Origin of the sequence: Nonomuraea polychroma, from assembly GCF_004011505.1 — a bacterium.
In the GTDB taxonomy this organism is placed as follows: Bacteria; Actinomycetota; Actinomycetes; order Streptosporangiales; family Streptosporangiaceae; genus Nonomuraea; species Nonomuraea polychroma.
Window position 1 is genome coordinate 5,190,769 of the sequence record NZ_SAUN01000001.1, and the last position, 15,966, is coordinate 5,206,734.

The window sequence follows — 15,966 nt, forward strand, 5'->3', positions numbered from 1 at the left end:
GGGCGCCGGGTGAAAAGGCCGACGATCGCCGACATCGCCAAGCGGGCCGGCGTGTCCAAGGGCGCGGTCTCGTACGCGCTGAACGGCTTGCCCGGTGTCTCGGAGGAGACCAGGGCCCGCATCCAGGCGATCGCGCAGGAGATCGGCTGGCGGCCGAACGTCGCCGCGCGCTCGCTCAGCGGCGCCCGGGCCGACGCCATCGGCCTGGTGCTCTGCCGTCCCGCGCGCTTCCTCGGCGTGGAGCCGTTCTTCATGGAGCTGATCAGCGGCATCGAGGGCGAGCTGGCGGCCAGCTCGTGCGCGCTGATGCTCCAAGTGGTGCCCGACCACGAGGCCGAGATCGCCGTCTACCGGCGCTGGTGGGGCGAGGGCAGGGTGGACGGCGCGATCCTGGTCGACCTGCATGACGACGATCCCCGTATCCCGGTGGTCGAGCAGCTCGGCATGCCTGCGGTCGTGACCGGGCACCCGTCGGGCACCGGCTCGCTGCCGGCGGTGTGGTCGGACGAGGTGGTCGTGTTGCGCGAGGTGATCGAGTATCTCGCGGCGCTCGGCCACCGGCACATCGCCAGGGTGGCCGGGCTGCCGGCGCTGCTGCACACGAGGATCAGGGACGAGGCGTTCGCGGAGATCTGCGCCGAGTCGGGCGTGACCGAGCATCCGATCGTCCACACCGACTACACGGGCGAGCAGGGGGCCCGGGCGACCCGGCGGCTGCTCAGCTCTCGGGCCAGGCCCAGCGCGATCGTCTACGACAACGACATCATGGCGGTGGCGGGCCTGTCGGTCGCCCAGGAGATGCGCCTCGACGTCCCCGCCGAGCTGTCGATCGTGGCCTGGGACGACTCGCCGCTCTCCCAGGTGGTGCGGCCGTCGCTGACCGCGGTGACCCGGGACATCCCCGCCGGCGGCGCGCACGCCGCGCAGACCCTGCTCAGGCTGATCGAAAGCGGGGAGACGGGGAGCCTGGAGGGGCCGCCGGCGAGCCTGCTGCCCCGGGGCAGCACCGCTCCCGCGCGGATGTGACCGAACCGTTTCATGGGCCGCTTCCCTACAGGTCAGAGCCGTGTGGAGCGGAAACCTCCTGACAACGTTGTCGTCGACCTATTGTAACTTACCCGTTTAAGTGGTGAGATCCCTACACATATGAATGTGGGCGCCGGTCGTGGGATGCCCTCGCACATCCGCACGCCCCCCGAAGGCGCCCATCCGACCGATAGATCGGATGGCCCCATGCGACGAACAATGGCAGCTTGCAGCACGGTCCTGTTGGCGGTTCTGAGCGCGGCCTGCGCCACCAGCGGCCAGACGCCGACCCAGCAGGCGGACCAGAACACCAACGCCCCCGTGACCCTGTCCTTCTGGTCCACCGGCGGTGACGACGAGACCGCGACCTTCCAGAAGGCCGCCGACCTCTATAAGCAGAAGCACCCGAACGTGACGGTCAAGGTACAGACCCTGTCGTGGTCCGACGCGTACGCCAAGCTGCTGGCGGCGGCCACCAGCCGCAACGGACCCGACATCATCTCCGGCGGCATGACGTGGACCATCCAGTTCGGCGCCAGGGGCGCCATGGTGGACCTGCGCAAGCACGGCGCCGACTCGCTCAAGGCACAGGCCCTGCCCGCCCAGTGGGAGTCGGCCATCTCCCCCGACGGCTCGGTGTACGGCGTGCCGCTGGACATGTCGACCCTCGCCCTCTACTACCGCACCGACCTGCTGGAGCAGGCCAAGGTCGAGCCGCCCAAGACCTGGGAGGAGCTGACCGCGGCCATCGGCAAGCTCAAGGCCGCCGGGGTCAAGAAGCCCTACAGCCAGGACTGGGGCAACCTCGACTGGATCGGCTACTTCAACTACCTCTACCAGGCGGGCGGCTCCTTCTACACCGCCGACTGCAAGCCCTCGCTCAACACCCCGCAGGCCGAGCAGGCGCTGAAGTACTGGGTGGACCTCTATCGCGAGCACGGCGCGCCCACCGCCACCGTGGAGGGCGCCGACGCGCTGGACACCGGCACCGCGATGGTGGTGGCGGGCAACTGGATCGCCAAGGGCCTCGACGTCAACAAGCCCAAGCTGAAGGGCAAGTGGGCGATGACCACGATCCCCGCGGGCCCCGCCGGGCCGACCACGTTCATCGGCGGCCGGGCCATCGGCGTGACCTCCTTCAGCAAGTACGTCCAGACGAGCACGGACTTCGTCACGTTCATGTACAGCGACGAAGCCATCACCGCGATCGCGGACGAGGCCAGAAAGCGGAACATCTCCTACATCCCGCCGCGCCCCGACAAGATCGTGAACGGCTCGGTGTTCACTCCTGAGCAGGCCCAGGTGTTCGAGGCCGCGATCAAGGCCGGCAAGGCCGCGCCGGGCTGCCCCGGCTGGGACGAGAGCGCGCCGGACGTGACCAAGCAGCTCCAGTCGGCGATCCTCGGCAAGGCGGACGTCAAGACCGCGCTGGCGGAAGCCGCCAAGATCATGGAGCGCAACGCCGGATAGTCGCCCCCGCCGGGACCGGCGTGGCCCGGTCCCGGCCCCTGATCCAGGAGTCTGACATGGCCTCCCCCATCCCCCTGCGCGGCAGGCTGCGCCGCTACGGCACCTCGTACGCGATGCTGCTGCCGTTCCTCGCCTTGTTCGCGGGGTTCCTGCTCTGGCCGCTGGCCAACTCGCTCTACCTGAGCTTCACCAAGTTCGACGGGATCAATCCCGCGGCGTTCACCGGTGTGGACAACTTCGTACAGCTGGCGTCGGATGCCAGGTTCCGCCACGCGCTGGGCAACACCGCCCTGTACGTGGTCGGATCGGTCGTGCTCGGCACGCTGCTGTCGCTGGGCCTGGCACTGGCGTTCAACGGCACCGGCTGGCTGCACAGGATCATGCGCACCGTGTTCTTCCTGCCCTCGGTGACCTCCTCCATCGCGCTCATGCTGATGTGGAAGTGGGTTCTGTACCCCAGCGACGTCGGCCTGGCCAACACGATCGTGGACTGGCTCGGCGGCAATGCCGTCGCCTGGCTGGCCACCCCGGGCCTGACGATCCCGATCCTGGTGCTGATGTCGGTGTGGGGCGGCATGGGCTACGGCATGGTGCTGTACGTGGCCGGGCTCGGCTCGATCCCCCAGGAGTACTACGAGGCCGCCAAGATCGACGGCGCCTCCACCTGGCGGCAGTTCCGCCACATCACGCTGCCACTGCTGCGCCCCGTCACCACGTACGTGGTGGTGACCGGCCTGATCGGCGCCTTCCAGGTGTTCGAGGCCGTCTACATCGTCTTCAGTCAGGGCGCCAACACCATCGGCGGCGTGCTCGACTCGGGCCTGATGATCGTCCCCTATCTCTACGACCAGGGCTTCACCCACTTCAGGCTGGGCTACGCCTCCGCGATCGCGTGGGTGCTCTTCCTGATCATCTTCGTGCTCAGCCTCATCAACCTGCGCGTGGGCCGCGCCATGAAGGAGCTGTGATGGCCGTCGCCCCCATGGACACGATCGCCCCGGTCCAGCAGTCCCCGCACAGCAAGGACACCGGCGGCGGCCGGCGCGCCCGGATCAACGGGCATTTGCTGCGCCTGCCGTTCTACTTGCTGGCACTGACGATGATCGCGCCGTTCTACTGGCTGCTCATCACGGTGTTCAAACCACCGAGGGAGCTGGCCAGGACGCCGCCGTCGTTCGTGCCGGAGTCACCCACGTTCGCCAACTTCTACGACCCGGAGTGGAGCGCCCAAGCGATCAATCCCGGCCACCTGCAGGGCATCTTCCAGCGTTACCAGGTGGACTTCGGGTTCTGGCGGTTCATGTTCAACAGCATCGTCATCACGACCAGCATCACCGTCGGGTCGCTGCTGATCTGCTCGCTGGCCGCGTACGTGATCGCCAAGCACGACATCAAGGGACGCAGGACCATCTTCCTGTTGATCATCGCCTCGATGATGGTGCCCTGGCAGACCACGCTGATCCCGAACTACGTGATCATGCGGAACCTGGGCTGGCTGGACAGCTACGCGGCCTACATCGTCCCGGCGCTGGCCAAGGCGTTCGTGCTGTTCTTCCTGGTGCAGTTCCTGCAGTCGATACCGAACGAACTGATCCAGGCGGCCAGGGTGGACGGCGCCGGGGAGTGGCGGATCTGGTGGAGGATCGTGCTGCCACTGCTGCGGCCGGCACTCGCCGCGATGTCGATCTTCATCGTGCTGGCGGAGTGGAACAACTTCCTCTGGCCGCTCATCATCGTGCAGAGCGACGAGATGGCGAACATCCCCGTCGCGCTGGCCAGGCTCAACTCCTACTTCGGGGGGCCTGACCACCAAGGCGCGATCATGGCGGGCGGGCTGCTCGCGTCGGTTCCGACGATCGTCTTCTTCCTGATCTTCCAGAAGTACTTCACCAAAGGCATCGCGCTCAGCGGCCTGAAGGGCTGACCCGGTGCGCCTGGAGCAGTTCGAGGAGGCCCTGTCCACCAGGAACCCGTCGAGCTCCTCCAAGCGCGCGCCGGGCCGCCGGTGCCCGATCACCTCGAACGGCCCGTCGAACTGCCACAACGCACAACCCCAGCCGCAGGAGGCGAACACGCCGAGCACGTCGGACAGCCAGCGCAGCGCGACGGCGTTCGGCGTGTGCTCGTAGCAGCCGAACTCGCCGACGTGGACGGGCACGCCCCGATCGGCCACCGCCCGCCACGGGGCGTAGAAGTCACGCAGCCCGGCCCTGTCCCAGTGCCGTCCCTTGTAGTCGCAGGGATAGCCGGGCTCGGTCAGGCCCTGTGAGCCCGGCCACGAGGTGGCGGATCACCGCCTCGTGGGCGGCCCCGGTGAACCCCCGCTCAACCCGTAACGGCGCATCTCACCTCACCACCACATCGTTGACGCAGCGCAGCACCGGCGCGCGGACCAGGGCCCGCTCGTCCAGGCCGGCCGTGCGGATCAGGAACTCGGCCCGCTCGCCCGGCAGCAGCGTGACGAGCTGGTCGTCGACCTGCGCGTCCGGGTCCAGCCGGTCGGGGAAGACGGCCAGGTCACGCAGGAGCGTACGGGCGGTGACCGTCAGCCGCAGGCCCTCCGGCGCCGGCTCCGTCGCCGTGTCGTAGCCCGGCTCGGGCAGGTGCAGATCCTTGTCGGGCGCGAAGAACCACAGCGCCCGCCCCACCTCCCGGCCACCCGTCTCTACCGCGATCAGCTCGGTCAGCGGGTCGCCCGGCTCGGCGACGGACGGGGCCAGCGGCACGGTGACGGCCGTACGTGGCGGCACGTCGAGGGCGAGGTCCTGCGTCGCGAGCGCGGCGCCGTCGAAGCCGTGCCGTACGGCCCGCGCCGATGCCCGCCACGGGCGGCCGGTGTCGTTGACGGCGACCAGTGCCAGGCCGCCGTCACGCGGCTGCACGGTCAGCAGCCGGTCGGCGTAGGCCCTGCGCAGCGCGTGGAACAGCGGTTTCTTCCTGCCGTCCCCGTCCACGGCCGACCATGAGGTGACCGGCCAGCAGTCGTTGAGCTGCCACACGACGCTGCCCGCGCAGTGTGGCCACAGGGCCCTGAAGTGCTCCACCCCGAGCTGGATGGCGCGCGCCTGGTTCACCTGGGTGAGGTAGTGCCAGTCGTCGAAGGTCTCGGGCACGGGGAAGTGCGGCTTGAGCCCGGCGGCCAGCTTGAGATTGCCGTCGATCGCCTTCTGGTGGTGCAGCACGCCGCGGGAGTCGGGCAGCAGCGGCTCGTCGCTGATCGCCCTGCGGATGGTGGCGTACGCGGCGGGCCCCTGGAAGCCGAATTCGGCGGCCATGCGGGGCCGGTAGTCGCGGTAGACGGTGTAGGCCCGCTGGTTCCACACGTCCCAGATGTGCATGGTGCCGTGGCCGGGGTCGTTGGGCGGCAGGTCCATCGAGCCCGAGTAAGGGCTGCCGGGCCAGTACGGGCGGGTGGGGTCCAGCTCGGCGACGACACGCGGGAGCGTCTCCAGGTAGAAGCCGCCTCCCCAGCTGCGTCCCTGGAGTGATTCCTGCCAGCCCCAGTCGGCGTACCCCTCGATGTTCTCGTTGTTGCCGCACCACAGGACCAGGCTCGGGTGCGAGCTCAGCCGGGCGACCTGCTCGCGGGCCTCGGCCTCCACCTCCGCCCCGATCGGGTCCTCCTCGGGGTAGGCGGCGCAGGCGAACGGGAAGTCCTGCCAGACCAGCAGCCCGAGCCGGTCGCACAGGTCGTAGAAATCCTCGCTCTCGTACAGGCCGCCGCCCCACACCCGGACCAGGTTGACGCCGGCCTCGCACGCCTGGGCGAGCCTGGCGGCGTAGCGGTCACGGTCCACTCTGGCGGGGAAGCAGTCGTCGGGGATCCAGTTGACCCCTCTGACGAACACGTCGACGCCGTTGACGGCCAAGGTGAACGCGCCGTCCTCGGTACGCAACCGCACCTCGCGGAGCCCGATCTCCCGGCGCCACACGTCGTCGCCGGCCGTCACCTCGAGCTCGTAGAGCGCCTGCTCGCCGTACCCTCTCGGCCACCACAGCTCCGGCTCCGGGACCTCCAGCGTGATCACGGCCTCGCTGCGGCCCTCGGGGATCACGGCGTGTCCCGACACGCCCTTGATCGCCGCGGTCACCTCGGCGGATCCGGTCTTCTCCACCCGGACGTGCACGTCGATCCTGGCCGCACCGTCCCCGAGGGTGACCAGCGGCCGCACGTCGGCGATCCTGGCCCCGCTCCAGGCGTGCAGGCCGATCGGCCGCCAGATCCCGGACGTGACCAGCGTCGGCCCCCAGTCCCAGCCGAAGTTGCAGGCCATCTTCCTGATGAACTGGTACGGCTCCGCGTACGCCCCGGGCCGCTCCCCCAGCTCTTCTCGGAGCCTTTCGGCGTATTCGTACGGCGAGGTGAACGTGATTCTTAACCGGTTCTGTCCCTCTCGCAGGAGATTCCGGACGTCGAAGCGGTATGACCGGTGCATGTTGGCCGTCTCGCCCACCCGGCTGCCGTTCAGCTCGATCAGCGCCACCGTGTCGAGCCCTTCGCAGACCAGGTCGGTCCGCTCGTGTCCGGTCGGCGACCAGTCGAAGACGCTCTCGTAGCGCCAGGCGGTGCGGCCGATCCAGGCCAGTCCGTCCTCGTTGTCGTCGAGGTAGGGGTCGGGGATGAGACCGGCGGCGAGCAGGTCGGTGTGCACACACCCGGGCACAGTGGCGGGCACAGGGGCGGGCCGAGCTCCGGCGCTCACCTCGCCGTCTACCGCCTGGACGGTCCATGACTCATGCAAGGCGCGCTGAAAGCCCATGAAACAACTCTCCGGACGTCGATTGAGGCAATAGGCAAGATATCAGCACCTATTCCCCTCTTACAGCGTCCGGCACCCGAATTACTGAACCGATTCATATCGGTTCAGCCCGTAAACGCGACTGCCCGCCGCACCTCGCGATGGACGAGGTACGGCGGGCAGGTTGTCGATCAGTGACGGCGCCGCAGCGGAGCGGGCCGGACCGGGTCAGCGCTCGAAGCGGCGGCCCTGGCCCTGGTTGCGGCGGAATCCGCCACCGTTGGCCCGGTCGTCGCCACGGCCGGCGCCGGAGCGGTAGCCGTCACCCGACCGGTAGCCACCACTGTCACCCGAGCGGTAGCCACCACTGTCGCCGGAACGGTAGCCGTCGCGCGGGGCGCGGTCGTCGGATCGGTAACCGCCGCGGTCGTGCTCGGCCGGGCGGCTACGGTCGGAGCCGAAGCGGCCGCCGCGGTCGTCGGAGCGGAATCCGCCACCCCGCTGGCCACGGTCGTCCTGCCGGAACGGGCGGTCGTCGGAGCGGTATCCGCCGCGCGGCCGGCCGTCGCGGCGGCGGTCGTCACTGAGCGTCCGCGGCTCTTGCGTGTTGCCGAACGTCCGAGGCTCCTGCGCATTGCCGGACGGCCGCTCGCCTTCGGCGTGCCGCCGTCCGCCGCCGAAGGGCCGCTCGCCCTCGTCGTGGCGGCGCGGGCGGCGGTCGCCGTCGAAGTCCCGTCGGCCGCCACGGCGACCGCGGCGCTCCGAACCCCCGTGACCGCCTTCGCGGCGGGGCCGCAGCGGCTTGCGGACGTCCGGCTCCCAGACCGGGATGGCCTCGCCGCTGGGCGTGCGGGCGCCCGTCACCTCGGCGACCCGCGGGTTCCCGGGGGTGGCCTTCAGGCGGAACGGGTGGATCCCGGCGCGCCGGGTGAGGGCGTCGGTCGAGCGGCGCTCGTTGGGCAGCACCAGCGTGACGACGGTGCCCTTCTCACCGGCGCGGGCCGTACGGCCGCCCCGGTGCAGGTAGCTCTTGTGGTCCTGCGGCGGGTCCACGTGCAGCACCAGGCTGATGTTGTCGACGTGGATGCCGCGTGCCGCGACGTCGGTGCAGACCAGCACGTTGACGGAGCCCTCACGGAACTCGGCGAGGATGCGGGTGCGCTGGTTCTGGCGCTTGCCGCCGTGCAGGCCGCCGGCCTTGACGCCGACCCGGGCCAGCTGCTTGCACAGCCGGTCCACGCCGTGCTGGGTCTTGACGAAGATGATGGTGCGGCCCTCGCGATTGGCGATCTCGGCGATGACGTCGAACTTGTCGTCGCGCGTGACCTGCATCACGTGGTGCTCCATGGTGTCGACCGGCGAGGTCGCGGGCGCCACGGAGTGGGTGATCGGGTTGGTGAGGAAGCGCTTCACCAGCTTGTCGACGTCGCCGTCGAGCGTGGCGGAGAACAGCAGCCGCTGGCCGCCGCTCGGCGTCTGGGCGAGCAGCTCGGTGACGACGGGGAAGAAGCCGAGGTCGCACATGTGGTCGGCCTCGTCGAGCACGCTCACCTCGATGTTGGACAGCGAGCACTCACCCTGCCGGATGAGGTCGCCGAGCCGGCCGGGGGTGGCGATGACGACGTCGACGCCGCGCCGCAGCGCCTCGATCTGCTTGCCCATGGACATGCCGCCCACGACGACCTTCATGCGCAGCCCGAGGCCGCGGCCGAGGGGTTCGAGGGCGTCGTGGACCTGCAGGGCGAGCTCACGGGTCGGCACGAGGATCATGGCGCGGGGCCGGCCGGGGGCGGGCTTGACGCCGGCGATGCGGGCCATGGTGGGCAGCCCGAACGCGAGGGTCTTGCCGGAGCCGGTCTGGCCGCGGCCGAGCACGTCGTTGCCGGCGAGGACGTCGGGAATCGTCGCGCTCTGGATGGGGAAGGGGCTGTCGATGCCCTGCCTGGCCAGTCCGGTCACGAGCGGCTTGGGCAGGCCCAGCAGCTCGAACTCGGACAGGCCCGGGATCTGGGCCGCCTCGATCGGCGAGTCGGAGGTGCTCTCGTCGAGCGAGGGCATGACAGCGTCAAGCATGGTCACGAAAGATCGTGCCTTTCCGTCGAAGTGGCACGTCACTTCTGCGAAAGGACGAGCCAAGAGGTGCGGCGCACGCCGCACAGGGGTTCATGGCACCCGCCATCGGAGCGGGTCACTCACATGGGGGGGATACACCCGGGGCGCCGACCGCAGTGGCGCGAGACGCGCAATGAGACGTTAGGTGCATCTGTTCCAACGCCGGGATGTTATCGGATATTTCCCGGATGGGCCCGGACCTTCCGAAACCCTCGATGGCACGCTGAAGCGGCTGACGTCTGACGTCAGCCGTTACAGCACAAAAGATCAGACGTTGAATCCTAGCATACGAAGCTGCTCGCGACCTTCATCGGTGATCTTGTCCGGGCCCCACGGCGGCAGCCAGACCCAGTTGATCTTCACGTCGGACACCATGCCGTCCAGCGCCGAGTGGGCCTGGTCCTCGATGACGTCGGTCAGCGGGCAGGCCGCGCTGGTCAGCGTCATGTCGATGGTGGCCACGGGCCGCCCGCCGTCGGCGGGGTCGAGGTTGAGCCCGTAGATCAGGCCCAGGTCGACGACGTTGATGCCGAGCTCGGGGTCGACGACGTCCTTGAGCGCCTCCATGACCTCCTCGACGGTGGTCTCACCGTCGAGGTCGGTCGGAGTCTCCACTGGCTTACTCACTGGGCTGAACTCCTCACAACAGCGTCCTTGTAGGCCATCCAAGAAAGCAACGCGCATTTGACACGCGCCGGGAACTTGGCCACACCCGAGAACGCGACCGCGTCACCGAGCACGTCCTCGTCGGCCTCCACCTGTCCCCTGCCCTGCATGAGCCGGGTGAACTCGTCGACCACCGAGAGCGATTCCTCGACCGTCGAGCCGGTGGCCAGCTCGTGCAGCACCGAGGCGGCGGCCTGGCTGATCGAACAGCCCTGTCCGTCATAGGAGACGTCCAGGATCTTGCCGGCGTCGCCCACCTTGACCCTGAGCGTGATCTCGTCGCCGCACGTGGGGTTCACGTGGTGAACCTCGGCGTCGTACGGCTCACGAAGCCCCCGCCCCTGCGGGTGCTTGTAGTGCTCCAGGATCAGCTCCTGGTACATCGACTCGCCGATCATGGCTATGCGAACACCTTCTGAACGTGATGCAGGCCGCGCACCAGGGCGTCGATCTCGCCCGTGGTGTTGTACAGGTAGAACGACGCCCGCGTGGTCGCCGGTATTCCGAAGCGCAGGTGCAGCGGCCGCGCGCAGTGGTGCCCCACGCGTACGGCGACGCCGAACTGGTCGTCCAGGATCTGCCCGACGTCGTGCGGGTGGATGCCCTCCAGCGTGAACGACACCGTCCCGCCACGCCCCTCCAGCGTCTCGGGGCCGATGACACGCAGGGTGGGAACGTCGCGCAGGGCCTCCAGCGCGTAGGCCGTCAGCTCGCGCTCGTGCGCCTCGACGGCCTCCATGCCGATCCCGGTGAGGTAGTCCACGGCCGCGCCGAGCCCGATGGCCTCGACGATCGGCGGCGTGCCGGCCTCGAACTTGTGCGGCACCGGCGCGTACGTCGAGCGGTCCATCCAGACCGCCTCGATCATCTCGCCGCCGCCCAGGAACGGGGGCATGGCCTCCAGCAGCTCGGCCCGCCCCCAGAGCACGCCGATGCCGGACGGGCCGACCATCTTGTGCCCGGTGAAGGCCACGAAGTCGGCGCCCAGCTCGGTGACGTTCACCGGGTGGTGCGGCACGGACTGGGAGGCGTCCAGCATGATGAGCGCCCCTACCGCGTGCGCCCGCCTGGCCAGCTCGGCGACCGGGTTGACGGTGCCGAGCACGTTGGACTGGTGGGCGACCGAGACGATCTTCGTCCGCTCGGTGATCACGTCGTCCGACAGGTCCAGCCGGCCGTCGTCGGTGACGCCGAACCACTTCAGCGTCGCACCGGTGCGCTGCGAGAGCATCTGCCACGGCACGATGTTGGAGTGGTGCTCCATCTCGGAGATGACGATCTCGTCGCCCGGCCCGAGCGTGAAGCGCGGATCGGTGTTGGCCGGGTTGCCGAACGAGTACGCGACCAGGTTGAGCGCCTCGGAGGCGTTCTTGGTGAAGATCACCTCGTCACGCGACGACGTGCCGACGAAGCCGGCGATCTTGTCGCGGGCGCCCTCGTACGCCTCGGTCGACTCGGCCCCGAGCACGTGCATGGCCCGCCCGACGTTGCTGTAGTGCATCGCCAGGTGCTCCCGCATGGTCTCGATGACCAGCTCGGGCTTCTGCGAGGAGTTGCCCGAGTCCAGGTAGACGAGCGGGCGCCCGTCGGGCAGCTCGCGGGAGAAGACCGGGAAGTCCTTCCTGATCTTCTCCACATCGAAGCTGATGGAAGTCATGCAGACGCCTTCGTGTACTGCTCGTAGCCCTCGGCCTCGAGCTTCTCGGCCAGTTCGGGGCCGCCCTCCTCGACGATCCTGCCGGCGGCGAAGACGTGCACGAAGTCCGGCTTCACGTACCGCAGGATGCGCGTGTAGTGCGTGATCAGCAGAACGCCGGTCTCGCCGGAGGCGCGGAAGCGGTTGATGCCCTCCGACACCACGCGCAGCGCGTCCACGTCGAGGCCGGAGTCGGTCTCGTCGAGCACGGCGATCTTCGGCTTGAGCAGCTCCATCTGGAGGATCTCGTGGCGCTTCTTCTCGCCGCCGGAGAAACCCTCGTTGAGGTTGCGCTGGGCGAAGGCGGAGTCGATGGACAGCGCGTCCATGCCGTTCTTCAGGTCCTTGGCGAACTCACGCAGCTTGGGCGCCTCGCCGCGGACGGCGGTGACGGCCGAGCGCAGGAAGTTCGACACCGACACGCCGGGGACCTCGACCGGGTACTGCATGGCGAGGAACAGGCCCGCGCGGGCCCGCTCGTCGACCGACAGCTCCAGCAGGTCCACGCCGTCCAGCAGCACCTTGCCGCTGGTGATCGTGTACTTGGGGTGGCCGGCGATGGCGTAGGCGAGCGTCGACTTGCCCGAGCCGTTGGGGCCCATGATGGCGTGGGTCTGCCCGGCCGCCACGGTCAGGTTGACGCCGCGCAGGATTTCCTTGTCCTCGACGGCGACGTGCAGGTCGCGGATCTCTAGGGTGGACATGGTGTGTTATGACTCCTTCGAGAGCGAGACGAGGACGTCATCGCCGTCGATCTTGACTGTGTAGACGTTCACGGGCTTGGTCGCAGGTGGTCCGGTCGGCTTGCCGGTGCGGACGTCGAAGCACGAGCCGTGCAGCCAGCACTCCAGCGTGCCGTCGTAGAGCTCGCCCTCGCTGAGCTTCACCTCGGCGTGGGAGCAGACGTCGTGCAGGGCGAAGACCTCATCGCCCTTGCGGACGAGCGCGACCGGCGTGTCCCCGACCTCGACCCCGATGGCCCCCTGGTCAGGGATGTCATCGAGCTTGCAGACCTTCTGGAAACTCATCGCGTGAGCTCCGCCTCCACTGCGGTGAGCACGCGCTCGCGGATCTCCTCGACCTCGATCTTCTCGATGAGCTGGCCGAGGAAGCCCTTGACGACCAGGCGACGGGCCTCGTCGTAGGGGATGCCGCGGGCCTGCAGGTAGAAGATGTGCTCGTCGTCGAGGCGGCCGGAGGCGGAGGCGTGGCCGGCGCCGGCGACCTCGCCGGTGAGGATCTCCAGGTTGGGCACCGAGTCGGCGCGGGCGCCGTCGGTGAGGATGAGATTGCGGTTGAGCTCGTAGGTGTCGGTGCCCTCGGCCTCGACCCTGATGATCACGTCGCCGATCCAGACGGCGTGCGCGTCCTCACCCTGCAGCGCGCCGCGGTAGTCGACGTTGCTCTTACAGTTCGGCTGCGAGTGGTCGACCAGCAGGCGGTGCTCCAGGTGCTGCCCGGCATCCGCGAAGTAGACGCCCGACATGTCGGCGTCGCCGCCGGGGGCGGTGTAGGTCACGTTGGGCGACAGGCGTACGAGGTCGCCGCCGAGCGTCACCGCGAAGCTGCGGAACGTCGCGTCCTTGGCCAGCTGGGCGTGGTGGTGCGAGACGTGGACCGCGTCGTCGTCCCAGTCCTGCAGGCTGACGACCCTGAGCGAGGCGCCGTCGCCGACGGCGAACTCGATGTTGTCGGCGTAGACGGCGCTGCCCCTGTGGTCGAGCACGATCACGGCCTCGGCCATCGGCTCCACCTTGACCACGATGTGGCCGTAGGAGGCGCCGTCGCCGGACCCGGTCAGCGTCAGGACGGTGTGCTTGGACGTGACGGCCTCGCGGGGCACCGTGATCACGGTGGCCTTCTCGAAGCTGTGCCACGCCTGGGCGCTCACCCGGTCGGTCGGCGCGAACGCCTTGCCGAGGCGGGCGTCGTCGCGGCCGACCGTCTCCACGGTGACCTCGGGCGCCGCGTCGACGTCCAGGCGCACGTGGCCCACGGGCTCGGCCTTGCCGTTGTGCAGGCCCTTCAGGCGCGAGAGCGGCGTGAAACGCCACGACTCCTCGCGCCCGGTCGGGACCTCGAAGTCACCGAGGTCGAACGACGCCTTCTCGTGCAGGGTCGACAAGGGCTTCTCGTTCAGGCCCATCAGCCGACGGCTCCTTCCATCTGCAGCTCGATCAGCCGGTTGAGCTCGAGCGCGTATTCCATCGGCAGCTCACGCGCGATCGGCTCCACGAAGCCGCGCACGATCATCGCCATCGCCTCGTCCTCATCGAGCCCGCGGCTCATGAGGTAGAACAGCTGGTCCTCGCTGACCTTGGAGACCGTCGCCTCGTGACCCATCCTGACGTCGTCCTCGCGGACGTCGACGTAGGGGTAGGTGTCGGAGCGGCTGATCTGGTCGACCAGCAGTGCGTCGCACTTGACGGTGCTGGCGCTGCCGTGCGCGCCCTCCTCGATCTGCACGAGACCGCGGTAGGAGGTGCGGCCGCCGCCGCGCGCCACCGACTTGGAGATCACGCTGGAGCTCGTGTTCGGCGCCAGGTGCACCATCTTCGAGCCGGCGTCCTGGTGCTGACCCTCGCCCGCGAACGCGACGCTCAGCGTCTCGCCCTTGGCGTGCTCGCCCATGAGGTAGACGGCCGGGTACTTCATCGTGACCTTGGAGCCGATGTTGCCGTCGATCCACTCCATGGTCGCGCCCTCGTAGGCCACGGCGCGCTTGGTGACCAGGTTGTAGACGTTGTTCGACCAGTTCTGGATGGTCGTGTAACGGCAGCGGGCGTTCTTCTTCACGATGATCTCAACGACGGCGCTGTGCAGCGAGTCGGAGGAGTAGATCGGCGCGGTGCAGCCCTCGACGTAGTGGACGTAGGAGTTTTCGTCCACGATGATCAGGGTCCGCTCGAACTGGCCCATGTTCTCGGTGTTGATCCGGAAGTAGGCCTGCAGCGGGATCTCGACCTCGACGTTCGGCGGCACGTAGATGAACGAGCCACCGGACCACACGGCGGTGTTGAGCGCGGCGAACTTGTTGTCGCCCACCGGGATGACCGACCCGAAGTACTCCTGGAAGATCTCCGGGTGCTCCTTCAGGCCCGTGTCGGTGTCGAGGAAGATGACGCCCTTCTCCTCGAGGTCCTCACGGATCTTGTGGTAGACCACCTCGGACTCGTACTGAGCCGCGACACCGGCGATGAGGCGCTGCTTCTCCGCCTCGGGGATGCCAAGCTTGTCATAGGTGTTCTTGATGTCGGCGGGCAGCTCGTCCCAGGAAGCGGCCTGCTTCTCGGTCGAGCGCACGAAGTACTTGATGTTGTCGAAATCGATGCCGCTGAGGTCAGAGCCCCAGGTGGGCAGCGGCTTCCTGTCGAACAGGCGGAGGCCCTTCAGGCGAAGGTCAAGCATCCACTCCGGCTCGTTCTTGAGAGCGGAGATGTTGCGAACGACCTCCTCGGACAGGCCACGCTTGGCCGCCGCGCCCGCGGCATCCGGGTCGGCCCAGCCGAACTTGTAATTCCCGAGGCCTTCCAGCTCCGGGCGGTCGGTGACAGTCACCTTCCGGTCTCCTTGCTCTTGTCTCTATGTGCGGATTCACCCAGCTTCTGTGGGCTTACGTGCGTCGTGCAGACCCCGTCGCCGTGTGCGATCGTGGCCAGGCGCTGCACCGGTGTGCCGAGCAGTTGCGCGAACGCCTCCGTCTCGGCCTCGCAGAGCTGCGGGAACTCCGCTGCTACGTGGGCCACCGGGCAGTGATGCTGGCAGAGCTGGTCGCCGCCCGACTTGGCCTTGCTGGCCGAGGCGGCATAGCCCTCCGCCGACAGCGCCTGCGCCAGCACTTGAACGCGCTGATCCGCCGGCACCGTCCGCATGACCGGATCCAGCCGCTTGAGCAGGCCGAGCACCTGCGCGCGAGCGAAGTCGGTCACCGCTTCCTGTCCCATGCGCTCGGCCAGAAAGCGCAGCGCGCTCCCGGCCAGGTCGTCATAGGCGTGCTCGAAGGCACTGCGCCCCGCGTCGGTGATGGCGAACAGCTTGGCCGGCCGCCCGCGTCCGCGCTGACCGCGCGGGCGCACCATGCGAGGCTCGATCATCCCGTCGGCCACCAGCGCGTCGAGGTGACGTCGCACGGCGGCGGGCGTGAGCCCGAGCCGCTCGCCCAGGGCGGCGGCCGCGACGGGACCATGCTCAAGAATCAGCCGGGCCACGCGGGCACGCGTCCCGCGCTCGTGACCTGGCTCCATCATGGGCATGTTT

Annotated in this window: 15 protein-coding genes; 5 read left to right on the forward strand and 10 right to left on the reverse strand. The window is 68.7% G+C overall.

From position 1 onward, the window contains the following. Positions 1 to 9 precede the first annotated feature (9 nt). The 5 genes from EDD27_RS23680 (at position 10) to EDD27_RS23700 (ending at position 4,625) form a co-directional block, all read left to right on the forward strand. On the forward strand, positions 10 to 1,026 hold the full coding sequence (locus EDD27_RS23680; protein ID WP_127934319.1) for a LacI family DNA-binding transcriptional regulator: 1,017 nt from the start codon (positions 10 to 12) through the stop codon (positions 1,024 to 1,026). A gap of 243 nt (positions 1,027 to 1,269) precedes the next feature. After that, positions 1,270 to 2,496 (forward strand): extracellular solute-binding protein, encoded by a 1,227-nt coding sequence (locus EDD27_RS23685; protein ID WP_164903764.1) that lies wholly within the window; start codon positions 1,270 to 1,272, stop codon positions 2,494 to 2,496. Between the two features lie 56 nt (positions 2,497 to 2,552). Next, positions 2,553 to 3,464: a carbohydrate ABC transporter permease gene (locus EDD27_RS23690; RefSeq protein ID WP_127934321.1), complete on the forward strand. Its 912-nt coding sequence runs from the start codon at positions 2,553 to 2,555 to the stop codon at positions 3,462 to 3,464. After that, a complete protein-coding gene (locus EDD27_RS23695) occupies positions 3,464 to 4,420 on the forward strand; it encodes a carbohydrate ABC transporter permease (protein WP_127934322.1) in 957 nt (318 codons plus the stop codon). Before EDD27_RS23690 ends, EDD27_RS23695 begins: the two co-directional genes overlap by 1 nt. A 4-nt stretch (positions 4,421 to 4,424) precedes the next feature. Next, entirely contained in the window at positions 4,425 to 4,625 is a 201-nt protein-coding gene (locus EDD27_RS23700; protein ID WP_127934323.1) for a hypothetical protein, read from the forward strand. Between the two features lie 216 nt (positions 4,626 to 4,841). On the opposite strand, the gene EDD27_RS23705 is transcribed toward EDD27_RS23700, so the two are convergent. The 10 genes from EDD27_RS23705 to EDD27_RS23750 all read right to left on the reverse strand — a co-directional run bounded on the left by EDD27_RS23705 (position 4,842) and on the right by EDD27_RS23750 (position 15,962). Then, a complete protein-coding gene (locus EDD27_RS23705; protein ID WP_127934324.1) occupies positions 4,842 to 7,256 on the reverse strand; it encodes a glycoside hydrolase family 2 protein in 2,415 nt (804 codons plus the stop codon). A 207-nt stretch (positions 7,257 to 7,463) separates the two neighbouring features. Beyond that, positions 7,464 to 9,308, reverse strand: a complete 1,845-nt coding sequence (locus tag EDD27_RS23710) for a DEAD/DEAH box helicase (protein WP_241564215.1) — start codon at positions 9,306 to 9,308, stop codon at positions 7,464 to 7,466. A gap of 306 nt (positions 9,309 to 9,614) precedes the next feature. Then, complete coding sequence (locus tag EDD27_RS23715) at positions 9,615 to 9,914, reverse strand: metal-sulfur cluster assembly factor (protein WP_241564838.1); 300 nt, start codon at positions 9,912 to 9,914, stop codon at positions 9,615 to 9,617. Positions 9,915 to 9,970: 56 nt separating this feature from the next. Further along, positions 9,971 to 10,411 (reverse strand): Fe-S cluster assembly sulfur transfer protein SufU, encoded by a 441-nt coding sequence (gene sufU, locus EDD27_RS23720; protein WP_127934326.1) that lies wholly within the window; start codon positions 10,409 to 10,411, stop codon positions 9,971 to 9,973. A 2-nt stretch (positions 10,412 to 10,413) separates the two neighbouring features. After that, on the reverse strand, positions 10,414 to 11,670 hold the full coding sequence (locus EDD27_RS23725; protein WP_127934327.1) for a cysteine desulfurase: 1,257 nt from the start codon (positions 11,668 to 11,670) through the stop codon (positions 10,414 to 10,416). Beyond that, positions 11,667 to 12,413: a Fe-S cluster assembly ATPase SufC gene (gene sufC / locus EDD27_RS23730; RefSeq protein WP_127934328.1), complete on the reverse strand. Its 747-nt coding sequence runs from the start codon at positions 12,411 to 12,413 to the stop codon at positions 11,667 to 11,669. Before sufC ends, EDD27_RS23725 begins: the two co-directional genes overlap by 4 nt. Before the next feature lie 6 nt (positions 12,414 to 12,419). Continuing rightward, positions 12,420 to 12,737: a Rieske (2Fe-2S) protein gene (locus tag EDD27_RS23735; RefSeq protein ID WP_127934329.1), complete on the reverse strand. Its 318-nt coding sequence runs from the start codon at positions 12,735 to 12,737 to the stop codon at positions 12,420 to 12,422. Then, positions 12,734 to 13,855, reverse strand: coding sequence for a Fe-S cluster assembly protein SufD (gene sufD, locus EDD27_RS23740; RefSeq protein ID WP_127934330.1), 1,122 nt, complete (start codon positions 13,853 to 13,855; stop codon positions 12,734 to 12,736). Before sufD ends, EDD27_RS23735 begins: the two co-directional genes overlap by 4 nt. Beyond that, positions 13,855 to 15,267 carry a Fe-S cluster assembly protein SufB gene (gene sufB / locus EDD27_RS23745; RefSeq protein ID WP_127934331.1) on the reverse strand — a complete coding sequence of 471 codons (1,413 nt, stop codon included), beginning with the start codon at positions 15,265 to 15,267 and terminating at the stop codon, positions 13,855 to 13,857. The genes sufD and sufB overlap by 1 nt, the downstream gene beginning before the upstream one ends. Further along, positions 15,264 to 15,962, reverse strand: coding sequence for a helix-turn-helix transcriptional regulator (locus EDD27_RS23750; protein ID WP_127940906.1), 699 nt, complete (start codon positions 15,960 to 15,962; stop codon positions 15,264 to 15,266). The genes sufB and EDD27_RS23750 overlap by 4 nt, the downstream gene beginning before the upstream one ends. Positions 15,963 to 15,966 lie beyond the last annotated feature (4 nt).

Bases quoted from the DNA above. Each gene is read 5' to 3' on its own strand.
- sufU (WP_127934326.1), bottom strand. From the start codon at position 10,411: ATGATCGGCGAGTCGATGTACCAGGAGCTGATCCTGGAGCACTACAAG.
- EDD27_RS23735 (WP_127934329.1), bottom strand. From the start codon at position 12,737: ATGAGTTTCCAGAAGGTCTGCAAGCTCGATGACATCCCTGACCAGGGG.
- EDD27_RS23690 (WP_127934321.1), top strand. From the start codon at position 2,553: ATGGCCTCCCCCATCCCCCTGCGCGGCAGGCTGCGCCGCTACGGCACC.
- EDD27_RS23705 (WP_127934324.1), bottom strand. From the start codon at position 7,256: ATGGGCTTTCAGCGCGCCTTGCATGAGTCATGGACCGTCCAGGCGGTA.
- sufD (WP_127934330.1), bottom strand. From the start codon at position 13,855: ATGGGCCTGAACGAGAAGCCCTTGTCGACCCTGCACGAGAAGGCGTCG.
- EDD27_RS23695 (WP_127934322.1), top strand. From the start codon at position 3,464: ATGGCCGTCGCCCCCATGGACACGATCGCCCCGGTCCAGCAGTCCCCG.
- EDD27_RS23725 (WP_127934327.1), bottom strand. From the start codon at position 11,670: ATGACTTCCATCAGCTTCGATGTGGAGAAGATCAGGAAGGACTTCCCG.
- EDD27_RS23750 (WP_127940906.1), bottom strand. From the start codon at position 15,962: ATGCCCATGATGGAGCCAGGTCACGAGCGCGGGACGCGTGCCCGCGTG.
- sufC (WP_127934328.1), bottom strand. From the start codon at position 12,413: ATGTCCACCCTAGAGATCCGCGACCTGCACGTCGCCGTCGAGGACAAG.
- EDD27_RS23715 (WP_241564838.1), bottom strand. From the start codon at position 9,914: ATGGAGGCGCTCAAGGACGTCGTCGACCCCGAGCTCGGCATCAACGTC.
- EDD27_RS23710 (WP_241564215.1), bottom strand. From the start codon at position 9,308: ATGCTTGACGCTGTCATGCCCTCGCTCGACGAGAGCACCTCCGACTCG.